This is a genomic window from Nodosilinea sp. LEGE 06152 (assembly GCF_015207525.1).
Taxonomy (GTDB): Bacteria; Cyanobacteriota; Cyanobacteriia; order Phormidesmidales; family Phormidesmidaceae; genus Nodosilinea.
The window spans coordinates 83,709-106,979 of record NZ_JADEWR010000024.1 but is presented as its reverse complement, the minus strand read 5'-3'; the positions used below and the strand labels follow the sequence as shown (position 1 = coordinate 106,979).

Genomic DNA, 23,271 nt, shown 5'->3' with positions numbered 1-23,271 from the left:
GCTGTGTGCACAGCCCCATTTCTCTCACGTTCAGTTCTTCAAGGAACTCCAACACAGTATTCAGCAATGAAAGCTTTCCTGGTGTCTTTGGCGCTGTGGACCCACTCTGACCCATCCCGAACTCAGAYGTGAAACGCAGCTGCGGCGAAGATAGTGAGGGGGTTGCCCCTCGTCAAAATAGCTCGATGCCAGGTCCCTATTCAAAGCAGCGCCACACGATTATCATGTGGCGCTGCTTTGCTTTGTGTTGGCTAAACATAAGCGCTTGATTTTATTTGTTGCTATAGCAATCCCATCCGAATTGTAAAGACCTGTAGGAGAGACCCTGTCTGCACGAGCAAGATGCTTGTTTTACTAACATTAACCAACTTGAATCGATAGAAAGTAAGCTGACTGCCTTAAGTCGATTAAGGCAGTCAGCTTGTAACGCTAGTTGGTAGTTTAGTTTTCGCGGATGGTTAAGTTGTAGCTTGTGGGGGTTTGGCTATTGTTGCCAACGAAGAAGGAGTAGGTGCCCTGGTTTAGCAGCCCCGGTGCGTTGATGGTGCCGCCACCGCCGGTATGACATTCGCTGAAACCATTGCTGCCTTGAATAAGCAGGGTGAGGCCGTTGGTGCCGTTTACAGAAATATCAACGGCGGCAAAGGCTTGGGTAACCTGCAAAACCTGAACTGCACTATCACCCAAAACGCCACAGTTAGAGGGGCGGCTGGGATTGATAGAGCCGCTGGCTTGCACCGGCTGACTGAGGGGGGTTTGGGCAACGGGTTGGGCGGAGGCCACACCAGCGCCCAGGGCTAAGGCAGCGGCGGGCAGAGCAAAGAACTTGAGCAGAGACTTCATGGCGTGTCCTCCTTCTTTAGGAGCGTTTTCGATATGTACCTATAGTATCTGGGGATACAGGAAGGTGTGACAGTAGATGTGCCAGATTTTAGGGTGCCTGAGTTTTTCTCAATCAGTTGAAATGCTGAGGGCTAATATCCGCCGAAATGAGACCTCTTCGCTATGATGAAGGGCAACTATTCTGAGAAACTAGGGCCAGTTTGCCGGGCGGTGGCTGCCGGGTTGCTTCCAAAATTTTTTAGAGTCTGGATTGTTTTAGGTTTTTCATGGCGCAGACCTCTCACTCTCAGCCGATTTCGGCTCAGGTATCTGCTGATCGGGTGCCAGGGCGATTGCGGATATCGCGTAGTTTGGCTTGGCGAAGGCTCGCGGCTTGGGGATTAGAGCTTGGCTTATTGGTAGGCAGCGTAGCATTACCCTGGAGTTTGGGAGAGGCGGTGCGATCGCGCCCGGTAGCAGAAACGGTGCCGTTGAACTCAGGCGTAGTTGCGCTGCAAAATGCGATCGCTCGACCATTGGGCTTACCCCGTCAGCGATTGGTTACTGAGGTGCCGCCTCTAACCAATGTTTTGTGGTTCAGTGCCCTGGTGCTGCCGATAGCGGTTGCCAGTAGCCAGATCTACAGCCTGGCTAGGCGGGGCAAAACTCTGCCTAAGGCCTGTATGGGGCTGCAGTTAGTGACGATTGAGGGCTCTGTACCGGGTATGCGAGCCGCTATAGTGCGCGAAGCAGGACGCTGGGGTGTTCCCACTGCTGGGGCCTACGGAATTTGGCTCGCCAGTGGGGCCTTTCCCAGTTTGCCGTGGTTGGCAGGGCTAGCTTTAGTTGGGGGGGTTGGGACGGCCATTTGGGGKCATGGGCATTCTCACCGGGCCTGGTATGATCGCCTCGCCGGCACCCGTGTGGTGATGCTACGGGGCGGGGTGTTGCCGATGCGCCACAGCCCTAATCTAGACGGCGGCGGTAGCCGCGATGCTGAAGTTTTAGCGCTGCCATCGGGGCCTTTGTTGGGATTGACTACGGAAGAGTACGGGGGACTCAGGGCGATTGTGCTCTCCCCTGAGGCTTCGGCTCAGGTGCTAGGGCCGAAGGGCTGGCGGCAACACCTGCCGGTGATTGGTGGTGTACTGGCTGGGGTTGTGATTCTAGCAGGGGTGGGGGCGTTGTGGCTTGATCGGCGTTTGCCTGCGGCTAGTGGTAACAAAGATGCGCTGTTTTTAGCTTTGGTAGAAAACTTGAGCCGGAATGCAACATCGTTTGGCGATCGTCAGGCGGCCGCCCTGGCTTTAGCCAGCACCGAAGACCCCCGCGCTGTGCCGCTGCTCGTGGATATGCTGGCCCAAACCGAAGACCCCCGATTGCTCGACACCCTACAGCAGGCACTGGTCACCCTTGGCCCTCCGGCTATTCCCTCGCTTCAGCGATTAAACTTAGCGTTGGCCAATGACCTGCTGGCTTTGCCGCTGGATCAGCAGCTTATTCCTCAGCTCAGGCAGCGTACTGTAAAGCGCACCCTGGCTAAAATTTTGGTGCTGCACAACGGCGACCTGAACCAGGTTGATTTGAGCGGCACCAACTTGGGCTACATCATTGAAAGCCCTGATGCGTTTACCCTGGTGCTAGAGCAGCAAAACCTGGCCGGTGTGGTGTGGCGTAATGCGGTGCTGTCGGGGGCGCGATTTCGCAAGGCCAAGTTCTTTGACCCCGGTGCTGATGGTCGCAGAGATACCTTCGACGATTGGATTACTGATTTTAGTGGCTCAGATCTAACTGAGGTTAGTTTGGTGGCGGCTCAGCTACGGCACGTCATTTTTCGTAGTACCAGCCTGCTGCGGGCTAACTTGAGCAATTCTGTTGCTCCCTACGCCGATTTTTCGGGAGCGAATGCTAGCAGCGCTTGGTTTATTGCGGCTGATATTCGCAGCGGAATTTTTGATGGTGCGGGCTTGGTAGGAGCTGATTTTACCGATGCTGACCTCAGTCAGGCTAGTCTGCTCGAGGCCCGTCTGCGCCAGGCTACCTTGAGGTCGGCCAAGCTAACCGAGGCCGATTTGACTGAAGCCGATTTGAGTGAGGCTAACCTGAGCGAGGCTGATCTGAGGGCGGCTAACTTGAGGCGAACTAACCTAAGCTACAGCCGGTTGCAAGGGGCTGACTTGAGCGAGGCCAACCTAAGTCAGGCTAATTTAGAGGGGGCTAATCTGGAGGGCGCTGTGCTAAGCGGGGCTAACCTAGCGGGGGTAAATTTTGCTGGGGCGCAGTTTTCTCCCTCTGCACAGATGTCTGGAGATAGCTTTGTCACTGCGGTCGCCGAACCCGATACCGGCAGCGCCCTGGCCAGGGTAGACTTTTCTAAAGCGATTAACCTGCAGGCTGATCAGCTGGATTATGTATGTAGCCAGGGGGGGATTCATCCTGCCTGTCGGCGCTGACTGTTCAGGCTAGCTGAATGCGATCGTTGGCGGTAGGACCGCAGAACTAGCACGACGTTTAAAGTCTGAGGCTTGGATTTTGAGGGGGTAACCCATGCAGCGCACCCGTTTAAGTACTTTGATTGACGATTTGGGTGACCAGCTGAGCCTATGGCTGGTTAACCCCTGGCGACGGGTGTCTCTGGTACTGATTAGTTTGCTGTTGGGCTACTTTTTTGCGGTGTCGCTATCGGCGATCGCAGGTCAGGCGGCGGTACAAGATACGGCGGTATCGGCGTTTTTGGTGTTGGGGGCAGAATTGATGAGCTGGCTAGTGTACAGTCGCCGCTGGCGCGATCCAGATTTACTTAGAAAGGTGCCTAAGCCACTCTGGCTCGACTGCATTAACAGTTTCAAAATTGGCGCTATCTATGCCCTGTGCCTTGAAGCCTTCAAGTTGGGGAGCTAAGACGGCACGGCGATCGCGTCTAGCGCTAGGGCTTGTGTCGTTGGCAACTGCCTCACTAGTCTGGCGGCTAGAGCTTCAATAGCAGCCCAGTTGCGATCAACGACCATCGCTTGGGGAAACAGTCCTGTGGAGAGGCCAACGGCGATCGCCCCAGCCCTGACCATATCCGTCGCATTTTCTACAGTGATGCCGCCTGTAGGCACCAGGGGAATGTGGGCCAGCGGCCCTTGCAGGCTGCGAATGTAGCTAGCACCCCCCACAGCGTTCACCGGAAAAACCTTAACGGCAGTAGCTCCGGCCTGCCAGGCGGCCACAATCTCATTAGGAGTAAGGGCCCCAGGCACGATGGGCATTTGCAGCGCGTGGGCGGTCTCGATCAGGTTTGCATCGGTATGGGGGCAAAAACAAAACTGCGCCCCAGCCGCCGCCGCTTGCCTGAGATCAGCTACCGATAGGGCCGTGCCGATACCAACGGTGCAGTGAGTCAACTGCTGCCTAAGAATGCTCACCAGTTGCTGGGGCTGAACGCTGTTCCAGGTAATTTCAATGAGGCGGATACCGCCTGCTGCGGCAGCCTGGGCTAGATGTAAGCCTAAGTTGACATCGTCGGCGCGGATAACAGCGATCGCCCGATGCTGCCGCAGCTGGGCTAAAAATGAGTCTCTTTCCATGGACTCATCCTAGTCGGCAGGCTAAAACATAGGGCGATCGGAGCATGATTTTTAACCGATCTGGCGAGATTTTGGAAGGTTAGTTGCGAGAGTTCGTAACTCTCACCGAAAGGAAGCCTCTTAGGCAATCTTCCAAATCATGGCTAGAATTGCCAATTCGAAATCTAACATCCCTTACACCTGGCCGCGCTGGCGCTTAACCACCGCGTTGTAGGCAAAGAAGGCAATTAAAATCAGCGAGGCCGAGAAGACTGTCGTTAAAGTCCCCAGGGCGTAGAGGGCTGGAGAGGTAACGTTCGTGGTCATGCCGAAGATTTCCAGCGGCAGGGTATTGCGCTGGCCCGAGACTAGCGAGGTGCGGGTAAACTCGTCGTAGGAGAGGGTAAAGGTCAGCAGACCGACCCCCAGCAAACTTGGCGCAATTAGGGGCATGACGATTTCCCAGAAGGTCTTTGAGTCAGTGGCTCCGAGGTCGCGGGCGGCCTCTTCGTAGGAGGGGTTAAAGCGGTTGAAGATGCCCAGCATGATCAGGAATGCGATCGGCAGAGTCCAGGTCAGGTGCGCTCCCAGACCCGATGTAAACCAATTAGTGGGCCAGCCCATTACCTGAAACACTACCCCAATGCCTAAAGATACTAAAATGCTGGGCACAATCAGGCTGGCAATGGTCATGTAGAAAATTACCGTAGAACCCCTAAACCGCTGGCGAAAGCCCATACTGGCCAGCACCGAGGCGGCAATAGTGATCGCCATAACGGCAACGCCGAGGAGGAGCGATCGCAAAAATGGCTCAATAAAATTGCCCACCCGCTGCTCCTGAAACACTTGACCCAGCCAGTAAAAGCTCAGGCCCCGCATGGGGAAGGTCAGCCCGCCATCTGGCCCCTGGAGCGACAGCATAAAAATAGTAATCATCGGGCCGTAGAGAAACAGCACGAATAAACAGAAGAAGGCCAGCAATAAATAGAAGGAAAGAGACCGCTTTTTCATGGGTGATTTTTGATAGGTGAAATGGTGGGCAGTGCCCACCCTACAGGGCGCTGAGATTTAGTTTTTCTGTATAGAAAATATCTGCAAGGCTCCCCTCTACGCTTTTATTAAGGGGCTTCTATTAAGGGGGTAGACAGTCAACCTTTAGCTACAAGAAATTGGGGGAGATCTCTACTCAACAGATGAAAACCTACTTTTACCTAAAGCTCTTTACGAATATCCAGCACGCGCAGAATGGAAACGATAATTAGCATCGTCACAGCCAGCAGCACGATCGCATTTGCGGCCGCCAGAGGGTACTGCAAACTGCCAATCTGGGTTTGAATTAACTTGCCCACCGAGGCCGACTGGCCGCCCCCCATCAGGCGCACCGTCACAAATTCGCCCATAATCAGAGTAACAATGAAAATTGAACCAATGGCAATGCCCGGTGCCGACAGCGGTAAAATGACTTCTTTGAAGATTTGAAACCCAGATGCGCCCAAGTCTTCAGCAGCGGTGATCAATGAGCGATCGATGCGCATTAGGCTATTGAAAATGGGCGCGATCATAAAAATGATGTAGAGGTGCACCATGCCCAGCACCACCGCAAAGTCGGAGTAAAGCAAAAACTCTAGCGGCTGCTGAATAACCCCAGTGCCCAATAGCATCTGGTTCACCAGTCCTCCTCGTCCCAGCAGTGGCACCCACGAGATCATGCGAATGATGTTCGAGGTCCAGAAGGGGATGGTGCAGACTAAAAACAGCAGAATTTGCCATTCTAGCTTTGGCACATGAAAGGAGAGAAAGTAGGCTACCGGGTACCCAATTAGCAGCGTTGCCAGCCATGTCAGGCCCAAAAACTTAAACGTGTTCAGGTACGTATTAAACGTAACAGCGGTCAAAACTCCTCGATAGTTGTCAAGGGTAAAGGCTGGGGTCATTGAGTACCCATTGAATTCCCAGAAACTTACCACCCCAATCATAAGAATGGGAAATACCAAAAACATTAGAAATACCAATGTCTGGGGCGTAATTAGCGCGTAGGGCTTGAGCGTTTTCCAGGTTTCAGACATGGGGAGGGTGATAGGGATGAGGGTGGTGGGGAGGATTAGAGCGGTAGAGGAGCTAGAGGGGATAGGGGAGATCAACGCTTTTCTATCTCGCCTATCCCCTCCTCTCTCTTGCTACGAGGCGATGAACTCGTTCCACTTCTGCACCAAGTAGGTATTTTCTTCCATGGTGGAGTTCCAGCAGACGATGTTGCCGAAGCGCTCGTCGAAGGAGCCGCCGTCGCGGGTGACACCGGCCTTGGCCAAGGTTTTGCCAAAGGGATCGACCATATCTTCGGCCGCGGGCTTGCCTTCGTACCAGAAATCCCACTCGGCGGCGGACATAAACTTGCGGGCGGTTTCGGGAGCAGCACTGTAGTAGCCCTGGCGACCGAGGAATGCACCTACCCAGCCGTCGAGCATCCAGTTGATGTATTCGTAGGCGGCGTCGAGCTGGACCCCCTGCAGGTTTTTGGAGAGGCCAATGCCACCGCCCCAGCCCCGGTAGCCCTCTTTGAGGGGGGCGTAGATGCACTCAGTGCCCTGGGACTGTACGGCAGTTACCGCTGGAGACCACATCGATTGCAGCACCACCTCTCCAGAGTTCATCAAATTGACCGACTCGTCGAACGTCTTCCAAAAGGCGCGGAACTGGCCGCTTCTCTTTTGCTCTTTGAGGATTTCGATGATCTGGTCGATTTCGGCGCGGGTCATGTTGCCCTTGTCGGCAAAGGTCATTAGCCCCAGCGCCTCGGCAACCATGGCTGCATCCATAATGCCGATCTGGGGGATGTCGAGGATGGAGGTTTTGCCCCTAAATTCGGAGTTGAACAGTTCACCCCAGCTTTCAATGGTGCGGCCCACCAAGTCGGGGCGGTAGCCCAGGGTGTCGGCGTTGTACTGGAAGGGAATGAGGGTGGCGTAGTCGGTAGGGGTAGTCGAAAATTCTTTAGAGTCGGGGCCGGTGAGGTACTGCACTCGGAAGGGGGCGGTACCCTGGGATTCTTCAACCGGCATGCCCTTAAACTCGCCGGTTCTAAAGAAGGAGACGATTTGGTCGTAGTTGGTGATGCGCTTAGTGTCGATGGGCTGGAGGTTGCCGGAGGGTACCACCAGCGGCAGACTGAAGTATTCGCCGTCGAAGATGTCGTACTGGCCGGGCTGGGTGATGGCGATCTGGTTGTTTTCCTCGGTGCTGAGGGCTCGCATGTCAAACTTAAAGCCCAGATCTTCCTGAGCCTTGTCGCGAATGTCGTTGATCTGCGAAACGCCGGTGCCAATCAGCCGCAGGGTAACGTCTTTGGTTTGGTTGGTGTTGACCTGGGGGCCGGGAGCAGGATTGTTAGGGGTGCCAGAGGGGGCGGCGCAGCGGGTGGCGGTGAGAAATGCCCCAGCGGCAAGGCCGGTGCGGATGATGTGGCGACGAGAAAACTTAGCCATAGTTAACAGTTCAATGAACGACGAAGGATTGTAGAGAGTGTGGAGGAGAACGCTAGGTTGACCCGATGGGCTTAGTGGGGCAGAAAAACGCAGTCGGCGGCGGCCCAGTCGAGCACCACCGTTTGACCCTCCTGAAACGAGGTAGTGAGCCAGTCGGGGGTGCGGGCTTTGTAGAGAACCTCCACGCCGCTGCCCTCAAGCACCAGCGAGACGCGGGTGACGTAGCCAGTGAACTCGATCGCAGTAATGCGAGCGGTAACCCGGTTGGTGGCGGGGCCGCAGACCGAGGTTTCGGCCTCGGTGAGGGATTTGATCTGCATCAGGTCGGCGCGAATGCAGCAGGCGGCCTCAGTACCGACCTGGGCGTAGTCGCCCAGGCAAAGCAGGGTGCCGAGGGCGGGCACGTCCATTTGAATGAGCTGCCCTTGGGTGTCTTGCACAGCGCTGGTGACGGTGCCCACAAAGATGTTGTTATCGCCGGTAAAGCGGGCCACAAACTTTGACAGGGGCTTGGAAAAGATTTCGGCGGGGGTACCGACCTGATCGACTCGACCGTGATCCATGACCACAATTTGGTCGGAGAGGGAGTAGGCTTCGTCTTGGTTGTGGGTGACTTGGATAAAGGTCATGCCGAACTGGCGCTGGAGCTTACGCAGCTCGCCGCGCGTTTTGACCCGCAGGGATTCGTCGAGGGCGCTGAGGGGTTCGTCGAGCATGAGCACCTGAGGGCGGGTGACTAGGGCGCGGGCGAGGGCGACCCGCTGCTGCTGACCACCGCTGAGCTGGGCGGGCTTGCGATCGCTAAACCCACTCAATCCGACCACCTCTAGCATTTCACCCACTCGATGGTGGCGATCGCCCTTGGTCATGCCGCGCATTTTGAGTCCAAAATCGACGTTCTCCCACACGGTTTTGTGCGGGAACAGTGCGTAGTTTTGAAACATCATCGCCGTGTTGCGCTGGGTGGCGGGAATGCCGTTAATGCGCGTATCACCAATGTAGATATCGCCCTCAGAGATGTCTTCGTGGCCTGCAATCATGCGCATGGTGGTGGTTTTGCCGCAGCCGCTGGGGCCGAGCAAACAGGTGTATGACCCAGCCGGAATATCGAGGGTGATGTTTTGAACCGCTGCAAATGAGCCGTATTTCTTTGTTACATCCCGCAGGGAAACACCCTTTGCTTCTGCCTGAAGCTCCTCAGGCACAGCCTCAACGGTAAGCACAGGTTCAATCTGAATATCTTGCATAGTAGAGCCGTGATTTAGAGCCGTGTTGAGCGGAAAAACAGCTGAATAAGAGCCAATCTCACCTCACCGGTTAGTCAGCCCCACTTATAGAGTTCTCTCGGGATGTGTACTGTATGCAGAGATACAGTTTTCGCAGGAGGGCAGCGGGACGAAGGGTATTTTGATGCCATGTCATGTCTCTATAGAAAGGTTTGTGGCCAAATTATAGGGCCAAGGCCACCTGATTTTTGTGAACCCTAACGAGCTGGTGCTGAGGCGATACAAATCTTTAGGCAATGTCTAAGGAAATATAACAAAGCTTTCCCAGGTCGCCTTTGGTCTTGAACAATTAAGGCATTGGGAAACGCCCCACAGGTAATGATTCTTAGCCTAGAGCGGCGAAATTTTAGGCGATTTTTGTGGGCTTAAATTTGCTTAGTCAGCTCGCTTGAATTTCTTCACAGATGGGCTACGAGATACTCCAAAGAGAGAGATTTAAATGATTAATCTAACGCCGGAGGATGTACGGCTGAAGACTACGGCCCGTAGCAAAGAAGACGCCATTCGCCAGGTGGGAGAACTGCTGGTGGCCAACGGTCGCATTCAGCCGGGCTACGTCGATAGCATGCTGGCCCGTGAGACCCAGGCCAATACCTATCTAGGCAACAGCATCGCCATTCCCCACGGTCAGCCCGCGAAGCGAGATCTAATTGTGACTACGGGCATTGCGGTGCTGCAAATTCCGGCTGGGGTGGAGTGGAGCCCTGGTGAGGTAGTGCGGCTAGTGGTGGGCATTGCGGCTAAGTCTGACGAGCACTTGCAGATTCTCACCAACCTGACCCATGTGCTGGATGATCCTGCCGCTGTTCAAGCGCTGGTGGAGACAGACGATGCTCAGGTGATCTGCGATCGCCTCACCGGTAAGTCATCTCCCAGCAGCAAAGGGCTGGATACCGAAGGCTTTGACCAATTTGTCGATGTCACCATTGACGCACCCACGGGGCTCCATGCTCGGCCCGCGACGGTGTTTGCGGATCTGGCGAAATCCTTTAGCGCCGAGGTGCGGGTGCGCTACGGCGACCAGGTGGCCAACGGCAAAAGCCTGATGTCGCTGCTGAAGCTGGGGGTTGAGCGCGATGGCGTGGTGCGGGTGCTGGCTAAAGGGAGTGATGCCACTCAGGCGCTGAGTGCGCTCCAGCAGGCGGTAGAGGACGGACTAGAGGAAGAGGAAGAAGTGGGAACTGCGGTGCTAGAACTCCCGGCGCTGGAGTTGGAAAGTCCCGCGCTGTCTGGGGTGGCCGCCTCACCCGGGCTGGCGATCGCGCCTCTGCACCGCTTCCACCGCACCAAGCTGGAGTTTGCCGAAACCGCCAGTGACCCAGCCGCCGAGCAGGATCGGCTGAGGGATGCGATCGCCCTCGCCGACATGGATCTCACCGACCTATACACCACTATTAAGGAGCGATCGGGCAAGGGCAAGGCCGCGATCTTTCAAGCCCACCGCGAGTTTTTGGCCGACCCTGAGCTACAGCAGGAGGCGCTGAACCAAATTCCGCCCAACCACAGTGCGCCCTGGGCCTGGCAGCAGGTGATCGAAGCCAAGGCCGAGGAACTGGAGGCGCTGGCTGATCCGGTGCTGTCGGGTCGGGCGGCGGACGTGCGCGACGTGGGGCAGCGGGTGCTGGCGCGGCTAGTAGGTGGGAGTGACGCGGGGGCAGCTCTGCCAAGTCATCCTGTGATTTTGATTGCCGACGACCTGACGCCTTCGGATACTGCCGGGCTGGATCCGGAGAAGATTCAGGGGTTCTGCACGGCGGCGGGCGGGGCGACCAGCCACACAGCGATCATTGCGCGATCGCTCAACATCCCTGCTATCGCCGGGGCTGGCTTAGCGATTCTGGATTTACCGGAGGGATCGACGGCCATTCTCGATGGCGACAAGGGCCAGCTCTACGCCAACCCGACTGAGGCGGATCTGGCGAAGGCCAAGCAGGCCCAGTCGGATCGCGCCCAGCTTCGCGATGTGGAGCAGCAGACCCGGTTCCAGCCCGCTATCACCACCGACGGCCACCGCATCGAAGTGGTCGCCAACATCGGCGGGCCAGCGGAAGCCGCCCAGGCAATGAATGCTGGGGCCGAAGGGGTTGGCCTGGTGCGGACCGAATTTCTCTTTCTCAACCGCAGCACGCCCCCCAGCGAAGACGAGCAGTATGACGCGCTGCAAACCATGACCCAGGCGCTCAACGGTCTGCCGCTGATCGTCCGTACGCTGGATATTGGCGGCGACAAGCACGTGCCCTACCTGAACCAGCCCGCCGAAGAAAACCCCTTCCTTGGCATTCGCGGTGTGCGGCTGTGCCTGGAGCGCACCGATCTCTTTGAAACTCAGCTGCGAGCGATCTTGCGGGCGGCGGGCGGCGGCTACATCCGCGTCATGTTCCCCATGATTGCCACGCTGGAAGACATTCGCGCCGCCAAGACGGTGCTGGAGTCGGTGCGATCGGCGATCGATGGGCCACCGGTGGAAATCGGCATGATGGTCGAGGTGCCCAGCGCTGTACTGATGGCGGCGGAGTTTGCCCAGGAAGTTGACTTCTTCTCGGTGGGCACCAACGACCTCACCCAGTACCTCTTGGCGATGGATCGGGGTCACCCCACTCTGGCCAAGCAGGCCGATGCCCTGCACCCCGCCGTGCTGCGGGCGATCGCCCAAACCGTGCAGGGGGCCAAGCTCTCTGGCAAGTGGGTCGGCGTCTGCGGCGGGCTGGCGGGCGATGCCCAGGGCGCAATGATTCTCGCCGGGCTGGGGGTGAAAGAGCTGAGCATGGATATCCCCAGCATTCCGAAGGTCAAGGCGCGGCTGCGGGGGGCGTCGATGAAGCAGATGAAGCGGCTGGCGCAGAAGGCTTTGGCCTGTCGCACCGCCGAGGAGGTGAGGGCGCTATGACCCATCCCCTCAGGAACCACCGGATCGCTACGGTGACGCTGAACCCGGCGATCGACCAGACGGTCTCGATTCCTAACTTCAAGGCCGATGCGGTAAACCGGGTGGCCTGGAAACAGGATGACGCCGGGGGCAAGGGCGTGAATGTGGCCTCCTTTTTGGCAGAGGCAGGCCACAGGGTCAGCGTTAGCGGCTTTTTGGGCCGAGAGAATGACGCCCTATTCAAGACGCTGTTTCATCAAAAGGGCATTGACGACCACGTTGTGTACCTGCCCGGCGACACCCGCATCAACATCAAAATTGTCGATGATGCCCAGGGTCAGGTGACCGACATCAACTACCCCGGCCAAGCGCCGACCCATGGGGATGTGGCGACGCTCAAGCAGGCCGTCCACGCCCTGGCCGAGCAGTGCGACTGGTTTGTGTTTTCGGGCAGTGTGCCAGCGGGCCTGTCCACCGACATCTACGACGAGCTGATTGGCCCGCTCAAGGCCCAGGGCAAAACCGTGGTGCTCGACACCAGCGGCGACGCCCTACGCTTTGGCCTGCCCGCCAAGCCCGACCTGATTAAACCCAACCAGGCCGAGCTAGAGGAGGTGCTGAATACCCGCCTGTCTGGTCACGGTGAGGTTGTCGCCGCCGCCCGCGAGCTGATTAGCTCCGGCATTCCCTACGTGGTGGTGTCGATGGGGGGTGAGGGGGCACTATTCGTCGATCGTACCCAGGCCTTCCATGCTCAGCCGCCCTCCGTTGACATCAAAAGCACTGTGGGGGCTGGCGATGCGATGGTGGCGGGCACGGTGGCAGGGCTAGTCAGCGGCCAGTCGCTGCGAGACTGCGCCACCCTGGCTACGGCGTTTTCGATGGGGGCACTGGGCGAAATCGGCCCCCGACTGCCGCCTATGGAGAAGATTCAGGCGATGCGAAAACTGGTGACCGTGCAGGAGGTGAGATGATCCTCCCAATTTCTTGCTCCCGTAGGGTTGGCAGTGCCCACCATCCCCTCAAGCGCAGGGCAGTCTCACTGACTTAAATGACGTGTTTTTGCCGAAGGCCTAAGGTGGGCAGTGCCCACCCTACAACTCCATCACCCCTTACCCATCTACCCCTTTACCCTTCTACCCAAAGCAGACTATGACAAAAATTGTTGCCGTTACCGCCAGCATCGCTGGCGAGGCCCATACCCAGATGGCGGCAGAGGCTCTCAAGCGCACCGCCCAGGCAATGGGCCACGAGATTGTGACCGAGGCCCAGAGTTTGGGCGCTGTGGTCACCGCCCTCAGCCCCAATGACATTGAGCAGGCCGATGTGGTGATCGTGGGGGCCGACGGGGCGGTGGAGCGCGATCGCTTCGCTGGCAAACCCGTCTATGCCGTTTCCACCAGCGAGGCCATTCGCAATACCGAAATGGTGATCCAGAGCGCCGTGGCGCTGGTGGGCTATGGGCCACGCTTGGGGGCGATCAAGACCACGCCCCACCCCCACGACCCGCTACCAGGGGATGTCGCTAGCGACGAGGCTGTACCCACCCCTCCATCCACCCCGGCCAGTAAATTCTTTGTGGGCATTACCTCCTGCCCCACAGGCATTGCCCACACTTTCATGGCTGCCGAAGCCCTAAAGCAGGGAGCCCTGAAACTGGGTCACGACATCAAGGTCGAAACCCAAGGTTCCGTTGGGTCACAAAATGCCCTCACTGATAACGAAATCGCCCGCGCCGAGGCGGTGATTATTGCCGCCGACACCCACGTCGACCTGTCCCGCTTTGGCGGCAAACGGCTGTACGAAACCTCGACTAAGGCCGCCATTCACAATGGGGCAAACGTGGTGACGGCGGCGATGGATGCGCCTGTGGTTGGCGGCGGCAAGGGCGGCACGGGCAGCTATGTGGACGAGGTCAATCAGGCCAAGGCCGAGCGCTCTGAAAGTCGCTCTGGCCCCTACAATCACCTGCTGACCGGGGTGAGCTACATGCTGCCGGTGATTGTAGCGGGCGGCTTGATCATTGCGCTCTCGTTTGTGTTTGGCATTAACCCCGAGGCAGGCACCTTTGGCGACGCGCTGATGCAGATCGGCGGCGGCGCGGCCTTTGCGCTGATTGTGCCGGTGCTGTCGGGCTTTATTGCCTTTTCCATTGCCGATCGCCCCGGCATTGCCCCCGGCCTAATTGGCGGTATGCTGGCGGCGAATTTGGGTATGGGCTTTCTAGGTGGTATTTTGTCCGGCTTCTTGGCGGGCTATGTCGCCAAGTTTGTGCGCGACAAGGTCAACCTGCCCGCCAACTTTGAGGGCCTTAAGCCCGTGCTGGTGATTCCGCTGTTGGCCACGCTGATTGTCGGTCTGCTGCTGGTCTACGTCTTTGGCGGCCCGGTGCGGTTCATTATGGAGGGCATGACCACCTATCTAGAAGGATTAAGCGGCACCAATGCCGTGCTGCTGGGCCTAATCTTGGGCGCAATGATGGCGGTAGATATGGGCGGCCCGGTGAACAAAGCGGCCTACACCTTTGCAGTGGGGCTGCTGGCCACCAACCTCTACGCGCCGATGGCGGCGGTGATGGCGGCGGGCATGACTCCACCCCTGGGTCTGGCCCTAGCCACGTTTATTTCTAAGAAACACTTTAACCAGGCAGAGCAGGAGGCGGGGAAAGTGGCCTCGGTGCTGGGTATCTCCTTTATTACTGAGGGGGCAATTCCCTTTGCGGCCAACGACCCCTTGCGGATTATCCCTGCCTGTATTGCTGGATCGGCGGTGACCGGGGCACTGTCGATGGCTTTTGGCTGCACCCTGCGGGCTCCCCACGGCGGCGTGTTTGTGCTGGCCATACCGAATGCGGTTGAGAATGCGGGGCTCTATATTGTGGCGATCGCAGCGGGCACCCTGGTCACCGCTCTGGCTACCGTGCAGCTCAAGCACTGGTTTCCAAGGAAAAAGGCGATCGCAGCCGCTTAATCGCTCATATTCATAACCATAGCGAGAGCCAGGGAAGAGATGAATCATCCATCTACTCCCTGGCTCTCGCTGTAGCTATAGCGATGGCCATCGCGCTTAGGACGTTGGCCTCTTCCATTGGCAAAAACTGAGACACCTCCACGGCGTATAGCCACCGCTTTAGGGGATATGAGTCATGTCCTAACCGTTCTGGCGATGGCTGTACCAAAGCTCTAAAGGATCCTTGTCTATCTGATTAGAAAAACCAATTACCCACCCGTTGGGTTTTCTAAAGCAGAAGTGATACAGTTTTTCCATAGACTTTTATCGATGTCAAAGCTTTTTTCATTTACACAACTCAATAAAGGAGCGTAGGTGCTGGCGATGGGCATCACAAATCGTATTAACTTCCGCAATGTGCGCGGTGACGTCTTTGGGGGCGTCACCGCTGCAGTAATTGCCCTGCCAATGGCCCTGGCCTTTGGTGTAGCCTCAGGGGCTGGAGCGGCCTCTGGTCTCTATGGGGCAGTCATTGTTGGATTCTTTGCGGCGCTGTTTGGGGGCACGCCGACGCTGATTTCAGAACCTACGGGGCCAATGACGGTGGTATTTACCGCCGTTATTGCTCAACTGGTTGCCTCAGACCCCGAAAACGGTCTGGCCATGGCCTTTACCGTGGTCATGCTAGCGGGTCTGTTCCAGATTATTTTTGGATTTCTCAAGCTCGGTCGTTACGTCACGCTGATGCCCTACCCGGTAATCTCGGGCTTCATGTCGGGCATTGGGGTAATTCTGATCATTTTGCAGCTGGGGCCATTTTTGGGCCACGCCACGCCCAAGGGCGGGGTAGTCGGTACCCTCACCAACCTGCCCCAGATGGTAAGCACCCTCGACCCGGCGGAGGTGGCCTTGGGTGTCTTTGCCCTGGCTGTGCTGTTTCTCATGCCAAAGCGGTTTAGCCGCTGGGTGCCGCCTCAACTGCTGGTGTTGGTAGCCGGTACCCTGCTAGCTCTAACGGTGTTTTCCGGTGCTGAACTACGGCTGATTGGCGAAATTCCCACCGGGTTGCCAAGCTTGCAGTTGCCCGTGTTCAGTGCCGATCAGCTGCGGGTCATGCTGGTGGATGGTCTGGTCTTGGGGATGCTCGGCTGCATTGATGCCCTGCTGACGGCGATGATTGCTGACAGCATTACCCGTACCCAGAGTGATGCCAACAAGGAACTGATTGGCCAGGGTATTGGCAACATGATGTCGGGTTTGTTTGGCGGTATGCCGGGGGCTGGAGCCACCATGGGTACCGTAGTCAATATTCAGGCCGGAGGCAAAACCGCTCTGTCGGGCCTGGTGAGGGCGGGTATTTTGCTGGTGGTGGTGCTGTGGGCCGCGCCCTTAACTAGAACAATTCCGCTGGCGGTGCTAGCAGGGATTGCGGTCAAAGTTGGTTTCGACATTCTCGACTGGAGCTTTTTGAAGCGGGCCCACCAGGTGTCCTGGAAAGGTACCGCCATCATGTACGGCGTCATGTCTTTGACGGTGTTTGTCGACCTGATTGTGGCGGTTGGGGTTGGTGTGTTTATTGCCAATATTCTCACAATCGATCGCCTCAGCAAGCTTCAGTCTGACCAGGTGAAGGCCATCACCGACTTTGATGAAGATGTGCCGATGAGTGCTGAAGACAAAGCACTGATGGATCAGGCCAATGGCCGAGTGCTGATGTTTCACCTCAGCGGCCCCATGATCTTTGGGGTAGCGCGGGCGATTTCCCAAGAGCATACGGCTATGGATGCCCACGACATTCTAATTGTGGATTTACAGGATGTCCCCCACCTGGGTGTGACCGCTGCCCTGGCCCTAGAAAATGCCATTCAGGACGCTAGCGATGCCGGTCGGCCCGTATTTTTGTCTGGGGCGCGGGGCAAAACCCTAAAGCGGCTCGAAAAGCTGGGCACGCTCCGGTTTGTGCCGCCTGAGCACCTGCTGGAAAACCGCACCGCAGCGCTCAAATCGGCTTTGCGATTGCTGGCGGCACGGGATGGCGTGGAGCCCCCTCGCATTGCCGTTGAGCCTGGGACGGCAGCGCTGTAAGAGCGTAAGGATTCGGTATAGACAGCTTAACGGGTTAGCAGCCAGGCTGTGGCCCTCCTCTCATAGAGGCTGTTGTATACGAAGTCTGCTTGTTAGGTTTGACGGCTTGGCGCTGAAGCACTATCCGCTGGTGTTTCCCTGGCGCTGACTCAATGAGTTTTGCCTGGGGCTAGAGATTATTTTGAAGGCCCCAGGGGCTCGTTCCTAAAATCTGGACTGTAATTAGGAGGTATCAATGCTAATTTCTAACGCTGTTTCTGCACTTTCCTGGCTACCGTGGCCAGACTCTCCTTTAGTTGCGCCGTTGCTAGCGGCCACCCCCGAGGCGGATATGGGGCCAATGGTGTTAGCTGGGGTGCTGTTGAGCCTGGTGGTGATTTATGTAGCTAGCAAATTGGGGGGCGAGTTGTCTAAGCTGCTCGATTTGCCGCCGGTCTTAGGAGAACTGGTTGCCGGGGTGGTGGTCGGTGTGTCGGCCCTGCACCTGATTGTGTTTCCGGAGACGGGGTCGGTGGCCGCAGACTCGCAGCTAATGGGGCTGTTGCAGTGGCTCGGTGGGCTCACCCCCGAAATGGTGACCGAGGTATTCCGCAGCCAGAGCGAGGTGATCTCGGTGCTGGCGGAACTGGGGGTGATCATTCTGCTGTTTGAGATTGGTCTGGAGTCTGACCTGCGGGAGCTGCAGAAGGTGGGCTACCAGGCGGCGATCGTGGCGGTGGTAGGCGTAGCGGCCCCCTTTGCCCTGGGTACCGCAGGGCTAATGCTGCTGTTCAGTGTGCCGACGATTCCAGCAATTTTTGCGGGGGCGGCGCTGACGGCCACTAGCATTGGTATTACCTCAAAGGTGCTGTCGGAGATTGGCCAGCTGAAGTCGGCGGAAGGTCAGATTATTGTTGGCGCGGCGGTAATTGACGACGTGCTGGGCATTATCGTGCTGGCGGTGGTGGCCAGCTTGGCTAAGACCGGCGAAGTGGATGTGATGAATGTGGTGTACCTGATTATCAGCGCCACGGGGTTTTTGCTGGGGGCAATTTTCTTAGGCAAGTTTTTTAATACGTCGTTTGTGGCGATCGCAGACCGACTGCAAACTCGCGGCAATCTAGTGATTCCAGCGATTACCTTTGCGTTTTTGATGGCCTTTTTAGCCAACGTGATTCACCTTGAGGCAATTTTGGGAGCGTTTGCGGCGGGTCTGGTGCTAGATGAAACCGACAAGCGCAAAGAGCTCGACCGCCAGGTTATGCCCATTGCCGACATTCTGGTGCCAATTTTCTTTGTTACGGTGGGGGCTAAGGCCGATTTAGGCGTACTAAACCCGGCGGTGGCCGCCAACCGAGAAGGGCTGGTGATTGCGGTATTTTTGCTGGCGGTGGCCATTGTTGGCAAGGTTATAACTGGGTGGACCGCGTTTGGTCAGCCGCTGAATCGTTTGGCGATTGGCATTGGTATGGTGCCGCGCGGTGAGGTAGGGCTAGTGTTTGCGGGCATTGGCTCGGCTAGCGGGGTGCTGACTAAGCCCCTGGAGGCGGCCATTATCATCATGGTGATTGCCACCACATTTCTGGCTCCACCGTTTTTGCGGATTGCGTTTAAGGGTAGTGAAGCAGAGGCGATCGCGGAGGCCGCTGCACCTGAACCGGCTGATGTGGCTTCTTAAGCGGTTTCTGGGAAAGGAGATCCCCGTTTTGAGCTAGCGATCGCAGTTGCTGTAGGGTGGGCACTGCCCACCACGGTTTGATTGATTCTGCAGTTGGTTTAGCGGCGCACAGTTGGGGGCAATAGCCAGATCTGCTGCTGGGGCCATTTCGCTGGCCCCAGACCCCCAGCTCCGCACCTCCTCCGGCCTACGAGAAGGGCGCTCCGTCGTCCTTCACCTCCCGGAAAGGATCGACCGATCATCGGTTTAAACCTCTGCTCTGCAAACGGGCCTTTCATCCCCATTTACCCGCCTACCCATCCACCCATCTACTCATCCACTCAAAATGCTCTACGCCTGTGTTTACGCCACTATCCTTTTAGGTTTCTTTGGCATTTTGCTGAAGGAAAATTTGGTGATGAAAATTATCGCCATGGATGTGATGAGTACCGGAGTAATTGCCCTGTTTGTGCTGGTGGCGGCTAGGGGTGGTACTTACACGCCTATTCTCAGCGGAGCGCCCTCGATAGCCTACGCCGATCCAGTGCCCCAGGCGGTGATTTTGACGGCGATTGTGATTGGCTTTTCGATTCAGGCGCTGATGCTGGTGGCAGTGATGAAGCTGGCCCGCGACAACCCAACTCTGGAAACCCGCGCCATTGAGGAGGAGTACCGGCCATGACCCTCTGGACTGTACTTTGGATTGCGCTGCCGTTTTTGGTGGCCTTTAGTCTGTACCTGCTGCCCCAGGGCGATCGCCGGTCAAGGTCAGTTATTGATTGCCGAGTTTTAGCGCTGGGGGTGACGCTGCTATCCCTGGCCTTTGCCACAACGCTGTTTGTCCAACCCGCTCCCCTGTCCCTGTCCCTGCTGGATAGCTTTGGGGTTTCGCTGCTAGCGGATAACTTGAGCGCCTTTTTCATTCTCACCAATGCCCTGGTGATGGCGGCGGTCATTCTCTACTGCTGGGGCACGGACAAGGCCAAATTTTTCTACACCCAGGTCATCATTCTCCACGGCAGCATCAATGCGGTGTTCATCTGCGCCGATTTGATCAGCCTCTACGTGGCCCTAGAAGTAATTGGGATTGCGGCGTTTTTGCTGATTGCCTATCCGAGCACCAACCGCAGTCTTTGGGTCGCCCTGCGCTACCTGTTTATCAGCAACACCGCCATGCTGTTTTACCTGATTGGGGCGGTGCTGGTCTACCAGACCCACCAGTCCTTTGCTTTTACGGGGTTGCGCGGAGCCTCGGCGGAAGCCCAAGCGCTGATCTTTTTGGGCCTGTTGGCCAAAGGCGGCATTTTTGTCTCGGGCCTGTGGCTGCCCCAAACCCACTCCGAGGCCGAAAGCCCGGTCTCGGCCTTACTGTCGGGGGTGGTGGTGAAGGCGGGAGTTTTTCCCCTGGTGCGGTTTGCCCTGATGGTCGAAACCCTGGACCCGGCGGTGCGGCTGTTTGGCGTGGCGGCGGCGGTGCTGGGGGTGCTCTACGCCCTGGTCGAAACCGATACCAAACGAGTTTTAGCCTGTAGTACCTTGTCCCAGGTGGGCTGGGTGCTGGCAATTCCTGAAGCGGCGGGGTTCTATGCCCTGGCCCACGGGCTGGGCAAGGCGGCGCTGTTTTTGGTGGTGGGCAAACTGCCCAGCCGCAACCTGGCCGTGCTGAGGCAGCAGCCCATCGACACCGCTTACTGGGTGCCGCTGGCCTTGGGCAGTCTGTCTATTTCAGGGTTTCCATTCTTGGCGGGGTTTAGCGCCAAAATGCTCACCCTCAAGCAAGGTCTGCCCTGGCAGGTGGCGGTGCTCAATGGTGCCGCCGTTGGCACAGCTATTCTCTACGCCAAATTTGTCTTTTTGCCCCATCGCCCTACCCCAAAGGCCGACCGTTGGGCAGCCCAGCCTGGCCTTTGGCTGGCGCTGCTGCTGCTGCTGGGGGCATTGCTGATGGCCAACCTCGGCTACCTCGACGCCTATGCCCCTGGCAATGTAGTCAAGGCCCTGACCATTATTGCGCTGGGCTGTCTAATTCACGGGCTGGTGATCCAGCGGGTGAGTCTGGCTCTGCCTCGGTCTATGGAACGGTTTGACCACCTGGTTGGGGGCATGAGTTTGGTGCTGGTGACGTTGTTTTGGATCACGTGGTCATGGGTGGTATGAGGTTCTACAGCTATCGGAGGTACCCATCATGACGACCGTGATGATGGTGTGGCTGACCCTTCCGTTTTTTGTCGGGTTTAGCATTTATCTGCTGCCCCAGGGCGATCGCATTCTCGCTTTGCTCGTCACCCTGGTGTCGATGGCCTTTGCCATGGTGCTGTTTGAGCAGCCGGCTCCTCTGAGCTGGCATTTGCTCGACAACTTTGGCGTCACGCTAATGGCCGACGACCTCAGCGCCTTTTTTATTCTCACTAATGCTCTGGTGACGGCAGCGGTGATTCTCCACTGCTGGTACAGCGGCAAAACGACTTTTTTCTATACCCAAGCGATCATTCTCCATGGCAGCGTCAATGCAGCGTTTATCTGTGCTGATTTGATTAGCCTCTACGTGGCGCTGGAGGTGATTGGCATTGCGGTATTTTTGCTGATTGCCTACCCCCGCAGCGATCGCAGCCTGTGGGTGGCTCTGCGCTACCTGTTCGTCAGCAATACGGCCATGCTGTTCTACCTGATGGGGGCTGCGCTGGTGTATCTCACCAACCAGTCCTTTTCCTTTGAGGCGTTGGAGGGTGCCCCGGTAGAGGCTATAGCCCTGCTGTTTGTGGGCCTGCTGACCAAGGGCGGCATTTTTATTTCGGGGCTGTGGCTGCCCCTGACCCACTCTGAGTCAGAAACCCCAGTTTCGGCCCTAATGTCGGGGGTGGTGGTAAAGGCGGGGGTATTTCCCCTGGTGCGCATTGCTCTTATGTCTGAAGAACTCGACCCAATCGTGCGCATTTTTGGGGCGGGCACCGCTCTGCTGGGGGTAGCCTACGCCATGTTTGAAAAAGACACCAAGCGCATGCTGGCCTTTCACACGGTGTCGCAGATGGGGTTTGTGCTGGCGGCCCCAGAGGTGGGTGGTTTCTATGCCCTCACCCACGGCCTGGTCAAAGCCGCTCTGTTTTTAACGGCAGGGGCGTTACCCAGCCGCAGTTTTAAGGAACTGCACAATCAGCCCATTCACACCCCGATTTGGATTGCCCTGGTGATTGCCAGCTTCTCGATTTCTGGCTTTCCGCTGCTGTCGGGTTTTGGAGCTAAAGTGTTGACGATGAAAAACTTGCTGCCCTGGCAGGTAATCGCCATGAATATGGCCGCCCTGGGCACCGCGATTTCCTTTGCTAAGTTTATTTTCTTGCCCCACGGCCCCGCCAAAGAGCAGTTGGTTAAGCGAGGGTTTTGGCCGGCGGTGCTGCTGCTGCTGGCGGGGTTGGTGGTGGCCAATGTGGCCTACTACGACGCCTACAGTTTGGCCAATATCGCCAAGCCGCTGGCCATTATTGCCCTGGGCTGGCTGGTCTATCTACTCATTATTCAGCGGATGGTGGTGAAACTGCCCCGGGTACTAGAGGAGTTTGAACATCTAATTGGGGTGATGAGTGTGATGCTGATGGTTTTGTTTGGCATGGTGCTGGCATGACAGGATATTTAAACATAATTTTGCGGTTGACCATCTGGTTTTTACTGACTGCTGACCTCAGCTGGGCCAACATTTTGATTGGGGTGGCCGTGACTCTGCTGCTGCCCCGAGGGGTGACAAATCTAGGCCTGCTCAAGGACTGGCTGCGCACCCTGGGAGAGGTGGTAGTAGCCATTCCCCAGGCCTATAAAGAGGCTTTTGAAATTATGATTTGCCCGCACCACGAAGAAACGGTTGTTTTAGAGCGGGTTAAACCTCGGCGCACTCCCAGTCTGATCTTTTTAGATATTTTTTTGATTACCTTTACGCCCAAGACCATTGTGCAGCGCTACCACAGTCGGGGCTGGTACGAAGTTCACTACATTCAGCGGAGGGAGACCCCATGACTCTGGTGCTGATTGCAATGATTGGGGCCTTGCTAATACCGATGATCGAGGCCCTTCAGGATGAGGATATTTGGCAGCGCATGCTGGCCTTTGCCAGTATCGCCACCAAGACCTCGGTGATGATTTTGGTGATTGCCGTCTTGCAGGATGACTGGATGATTGGCGTGGTGGGGGTGCTAATTCTCAGCGTCGGCAATGCGGCCCTGATGCTGCTGGCCCACATTATCAAGCGCCTGAGCGACGTGATGGACTGATGAGGGGACTGGTAGAACCAACCGATGGAATGGAGGGATAATGGTTAATATTCTCAGCTACGGCTGTATTGTTCTCGGCCTGGTGTTCTGGTTTTGGGGCACCTGGCCCCTGCTGGGTCGGCGATCGGTGCTCTACAAACTGCACGGGCTGTCGGTGGCCGATACTCTGGGGTCGATGACGATCGTGGTGGGGCTGCTGCTGCGCATTCCGCAGGAGTGGCCACTGCTGGTGCTGGCGCTGATCTCGCTAGCGATTTGGAATACGGTGCTGGGCTACGTGCTGGCCTACTGCGTTACCGATGACGGCGGACAGGAGGTGAGCCATGGCGGATAGC

19 protein-coding genes and 1 rRNA gene are annotated in these 23,271 nt (G+C 57.0%); 14 read left to right on the top strand and 6 right to left on the bottom strand.

What is annotated here, in order from left to right; translation table 11 throughout:
- Positions 1-77: 77 nt before the first annotated feature.
- Positions 78-194 (top strand): 5S ribosomal RNA (rrf, locus tag IQ265_RS24855).
- Positions 195-441: 247 nt separating this feature from the next.
- On the opposite strand, the gene IQ265_RS24850 is transcribed toward rrf, so the two are convergent.
- Positions 442-843 carry a hypothetical protein gene (locus tag IQ265_RS24850; protein ID WP_194058597.1) on the bottom strand — a complete coding sequence of 134 codons (402 nt, stop codon included), beginning with the start codon at positions 841-843 and terminating at the stop codon, positions 442-444.
- Positions 844-1,109: 266 nt separating this feature from the next.
- On the opposite strand from IQ265_RS24850, the gene IQ265_RS24845 reads away from it, so the two are divergent.
- Together IQ265_RS24845 and IQ265_RS24840 are read left to right on the top strand one after the other, a co-directional pair.
- On the top strand, positions 1,110-3,275 hold the full coding sequence (locus tag IQ265_RS24845) for a pentapeptide repeat-containing protein (RefSeq protein ID WP_194058595.1): 2,166 nt from the start codon (positions 1,110-1,112) through the stop codon (positions 3,273-3,275).
- A 94-nt stretch (positions 3,276-3,369) separates the two neighbouring features.
- Positions 3,370-3,723, top strand: coding sequence for a DUF565 domain-containing protein (locus IQ265_RS24840; RefSeq protein WP_194058593.1), 354 nt, complete (start codon positions 3,370-3,372; stop codon positions 3,721-3,723).
- On the opposite strand, the gene IQ265_RS24835 is transcribed toward IQ265_RS24840, so the two are convergent.
- The 5 genes from IQ265_RS24835 to IQ265_RS24815 form a co-directional block, all read right to left on the bottom strand.
- Positions 3,720-4,394 (bottom strand): bifunctional 4-hydroxy-2-oxoglutarate aldolase/2-dehydro-3-deoxy-phosphogluconate aldolase, encoded by a 675-nt coding sequence (locus tag IQ265_RS24835; protein ID WP_194058592.1) that lies wholly within the window; start codon positions 4,392-4,394, stop codon positions 3,720-3,722. The two genes, IQ265_RS24840 and IQ265_RS24835, sit on opposite strands and share 4 nt — an antisense overlap.
- A gap of 174 nt (positions 4,395-4,568) precedes the next feature.
- Positions 4,569-5,384: an ABC transporter permease gene (locus tag IQ265_RS24830; protein ID WP_194058590.1), complete on the bottom strand. Its 816-nt coding sequence runs from the start codon at positions 5,382-5,384 to the stop codon at positions 4,569-4,571.
- Positions 5,385-5,584: 200 nt separating this feature from the next.
- Complete coding sequence (locus IQ265_RS24825; protein WP_194058587.1) at positions 5,585-6,439, bottom strand: ABC transporter permease; 855 nt, start codon at positions 6,437-6,439, stop codon at positions 5,585-5,587.
- A 111-nt stretch (positions 6,440-6,550) separates the two neighbouring features.
- Complete coding sequence (locus IQ265_RS24820) at positions 6,551-7,855, bottom strand: extracellular solute-binding protein (RefSeq protein WP_194058585.1); 1,305 nt, start codon at positions 7,853-7,855, stop codon at positions 6,551-6,553.
- Positions 7,856-7,926: 71 nt separating this feature from the next.
- Positions 7,927-9,102, bottom strand: coding sequence for an ABC transporter ATP-binding protein (locus IQ265_RS24815; protein WP_194058583.1), 1,176 nt, complete (start codon positions 9,100-9,102; stop codon positions 7,927-7,929).
- 478 nt (positions 9,103-9,580) lie between these two features.
- On the opposite strand from IQ265_RS24815, the gene ptsP reads away from it, so the two are divergent.
- The 11 genes from ptsP (at position 9,581) to IQ265_RS24760 (ending at position 23,270) form a co-directional block, all read left to right on the top strand.
- A complete protein-coding gene (gene ptsP, locus IQ265_RS24810; RefSeq protein WP_194058581.1) occupies positions 9,581-12,028 on the top strand; it encodes a phosphoenolpyruvate--protein phosphotransferase in 2,448 nt (815 codons plus the stop codon).
- Positions 12,025-12,981: a 1-phosphofructokinase gene (pfkB, locus tag IQ265_RS24805; protein ID WP_194058579.1), complete on the top strand. Its 957-nt coding sequence runs from the start codon at positions 12,025-12,027 to the stop codon at positions 12,979-12,981. The genes ptsP and pfkB overlap by 4 nt, the downstream gene beginning before the upstream one ends.
- Positions 12,982-13,159: 178 nt before the next feature.
- Positions 13,160-14,977, top strand: a complete 1,818-nt coding sequence (locus IQ265_RS24800; protein ID WP_194058577.1) for a PTS fructose-like transporter subunit IIB — start codon at positions 13,160-13,162, stop codon at positions 14,975-14,977.
- A 363-nt stretch (positions 14,978-15,340) separates the two neighbouring features.
- Positions 15,341-17,041 (top strand): SulP family inorganic anion transporter, encoded by a 1,701-nt coding sequence (locus IQ265_RS24795; protein WP_194058575.1) that lies wholly within the window; start codon positions 15,341-15,343, stop codon positions 17,039-17,041.
- Positions 17,042-17,276: 235 nt separating this feature from the next.
- On the top strand, positions 17,277-18,698 hold the full coding sequence (locus tag IQ265_RS24790) for a cation:proton antiporter (protein WP_194058573.1): 1,422 nt from the start codon (positions 17,277-17,279) through the stop codon (positions 18,696-18,698).
- 325 nt (positions 18,699-19,023) lie between these two features.
- Complete coding sequence (locus IQ265_RS24785) at positions 19,024-19,359, top strand: cation:proton antiporter subunit C (RefSeq protein ID WP_194058571.1); 336 nt, start codon at positions 19,024-19,026, stop codon at positions 19,357-19,359.
- Positions 19,356-20,834, top strand: a complete 1,479-nt coding sequence (locus IQ265_RS24780) for a cation:proton antiporter (protein WP_194058569.1) — start codon at positions 19,356-19,358, stop codon at positions 20,832-20,834. The genes IQ265_RS24785 and IQ265_RS24780 overlap by 4 nt, the downstream gene beginning before the upstream one ends.
- Positions 20,835-20,862: 28 nt before the next feature.
- On the top strand, positions 20,863-22,296 hold the full coding sequence (locus tag IQ265_RS24775) for a cation:proton antiporter (RefSeq protein WP_194058567.1): 1,434 nt from the start codon (positions 20,863-20,865) through the stop codon (positions 22,294-22,296).
- Positions 22,293-22,682 (top strand): cation:proton antiporter, encoded by a 390-nt coding sequence (locus IQ265_RS24770; RefSeq protein ID WP_194058565.1) that lies wholly within the window; start codon positions 22,293-22,295, stop codon positions 22,680-22,682. Before IQ265_RS24775 ends, IQ265_RS24770 begins: the two co-directional genes overlap by 4 nt.
- The gene (locus IQ265_RS24765) at positions 22,679-22,936 is read left to right on the top strand and encodes a hypothetical protein (protein WP_194058563.1); all 258 of its coding nucleotides are present in this window, start codon (positions 22,679-22,681) and stop codon (positions 22,934-22,936) included. The genes IQ265_RS24770 and IQ265_RS24765 overlap by 4 nt, the downstream gene beginning before the upstream one ends.
- Before the next feature lie 40 nt (positions 22,937-22,976).
- Positions 22,977-23,270, top strand: coding sequence for a monovalent cation/H(+) antiporter subunit G (locus IQ265_RS24760; RefSeq protein WP_194058561.1), 294 nt, complete (start codon positions 22,977-22,979; stop codon positions 23,268-23,270).
- The last annotated feature ends 1 nt before the right edge of the window (position 23,271 follow it).

Coding starts and splice junctions, on each gene's coding strand:
- IQ265_RS24765 (WP_194058563.1), top strand. CDS start 22,679: ATGACTCTGGTGCTGATTGCAATGATTGGGGCCTTGCTAATACCGATG.
- pfkB (WP_194058579.1), top strand. CDS start 12,025: ATGACCCATCCCCTCAGGAACCACCGGATCGCTACGGTGACGCTGAAC.
- IQ265_RS24815 (WP_194058583.1), bottom strand. CDS start 9,102: ATGCAAGATATTCAGATTGAACCTGTGCTTACCGTTGAGGCTGTGCCT.
- IQ265_RS24770 (WP_194058565.1), top strand. CDS start 22,293: ATGACAGGATATTTAAACATAATTTTGCGGTTGACCATCTGGTTTTTA.
- IQ265_RS24775 (WP_194058567.1), top strand. CDS start 20,863: ATGACGACCGTGATGATGGTGTGGCTGACCCTTCCGTTTTTTGTCGGG.
- IQ265_RS24780 (WP_194058569.1), top strand. CDS start 19,356: ATGACCCTCTGGACTGTACTTTGGATTGCGCTGCCGTTTTTGGTGGCC.
- IQ265_RS24825 (WP_194058587.1), bottom strand. CDS start 6,439: ATGTCTGAAACCTGGAAAACGCTCAAGCCCTACGCGCTAATTACGCCC.
- IQ265_RS24830 (WP_194058590.1), bottom strand. CDS start 5,384: ATGAAAAAGCGGTCTCTTTCCTTCTATTTATTGCTGGCCTTCTTCTGT.
- ptsP (WP_194058581.1), top strand. CDS start 9,581: ATGATTAATCTAACGCCGGAGGATGTACGGCTGAAGACTACGGCCCGT.
- IQ265_RS24835 (WP_194058592.1), bottom strand. CDS start 4,394: ATGGAAAGAGACTCATTTTTAGCCCAGCTGCGGCAGCATCGGGCGATC.
- IQ265_RS24840 (WP_194058593.1), top strand. CDS start 3,370: ATGCAGCGCACCCGTTTAAGTACTTTGATTGACGATTTGGGTGACCAG.
- IQ265_RS24760 (WP_194058561.1), top strand. CDS start 22,977: ATGGTTAATATTCTCAGCTACGGCTGTATTGTTCTCGGCCTGGTGTTC.
- IQ265_RS24820 (WP_194058585.1), bottom strand. CDS start 7,855: ATGGCTAAGTTTTCTCGTCGCCACATCATCCGCACCGGCCTTGCCGCT.
- IQ265_RS24785 (WP_194058571.1), top strand. CDS start 19,024: ATGCTCTACGCCTGTGTTTACGCCACTATCCTTTTAGGTTTCTTTGGC.
- IQ265_RS24850 (WP_194058597.1), bottom strand. CDS start 843: ATGAAGTCTCTGCTCAAGTTCTTTGCTCTGCCCGCCGCTGCCTTAGCC.
- IQ265_RS24795 (WP_194058575.1), top strand. CDS start 15,341: ATGGGCATCACAAATCGTATTAACTTCCGCAATGTGCGCGGTGACGTC.
- IQ265_RS24790 (WP_194058573.1), top strand. CDS start 17,277: ATGCTAATTTCTAACGCTGTTTCTGCACTTTCCTGGCTACCGTGGCCA.
- IQ265_RS24800 (WP_194058577.1), top strand. CDS start 13,160: ATGACAAAAATTGTTGCCGTTACCGCCAGCATCGCTGGCGAGGCCCAT.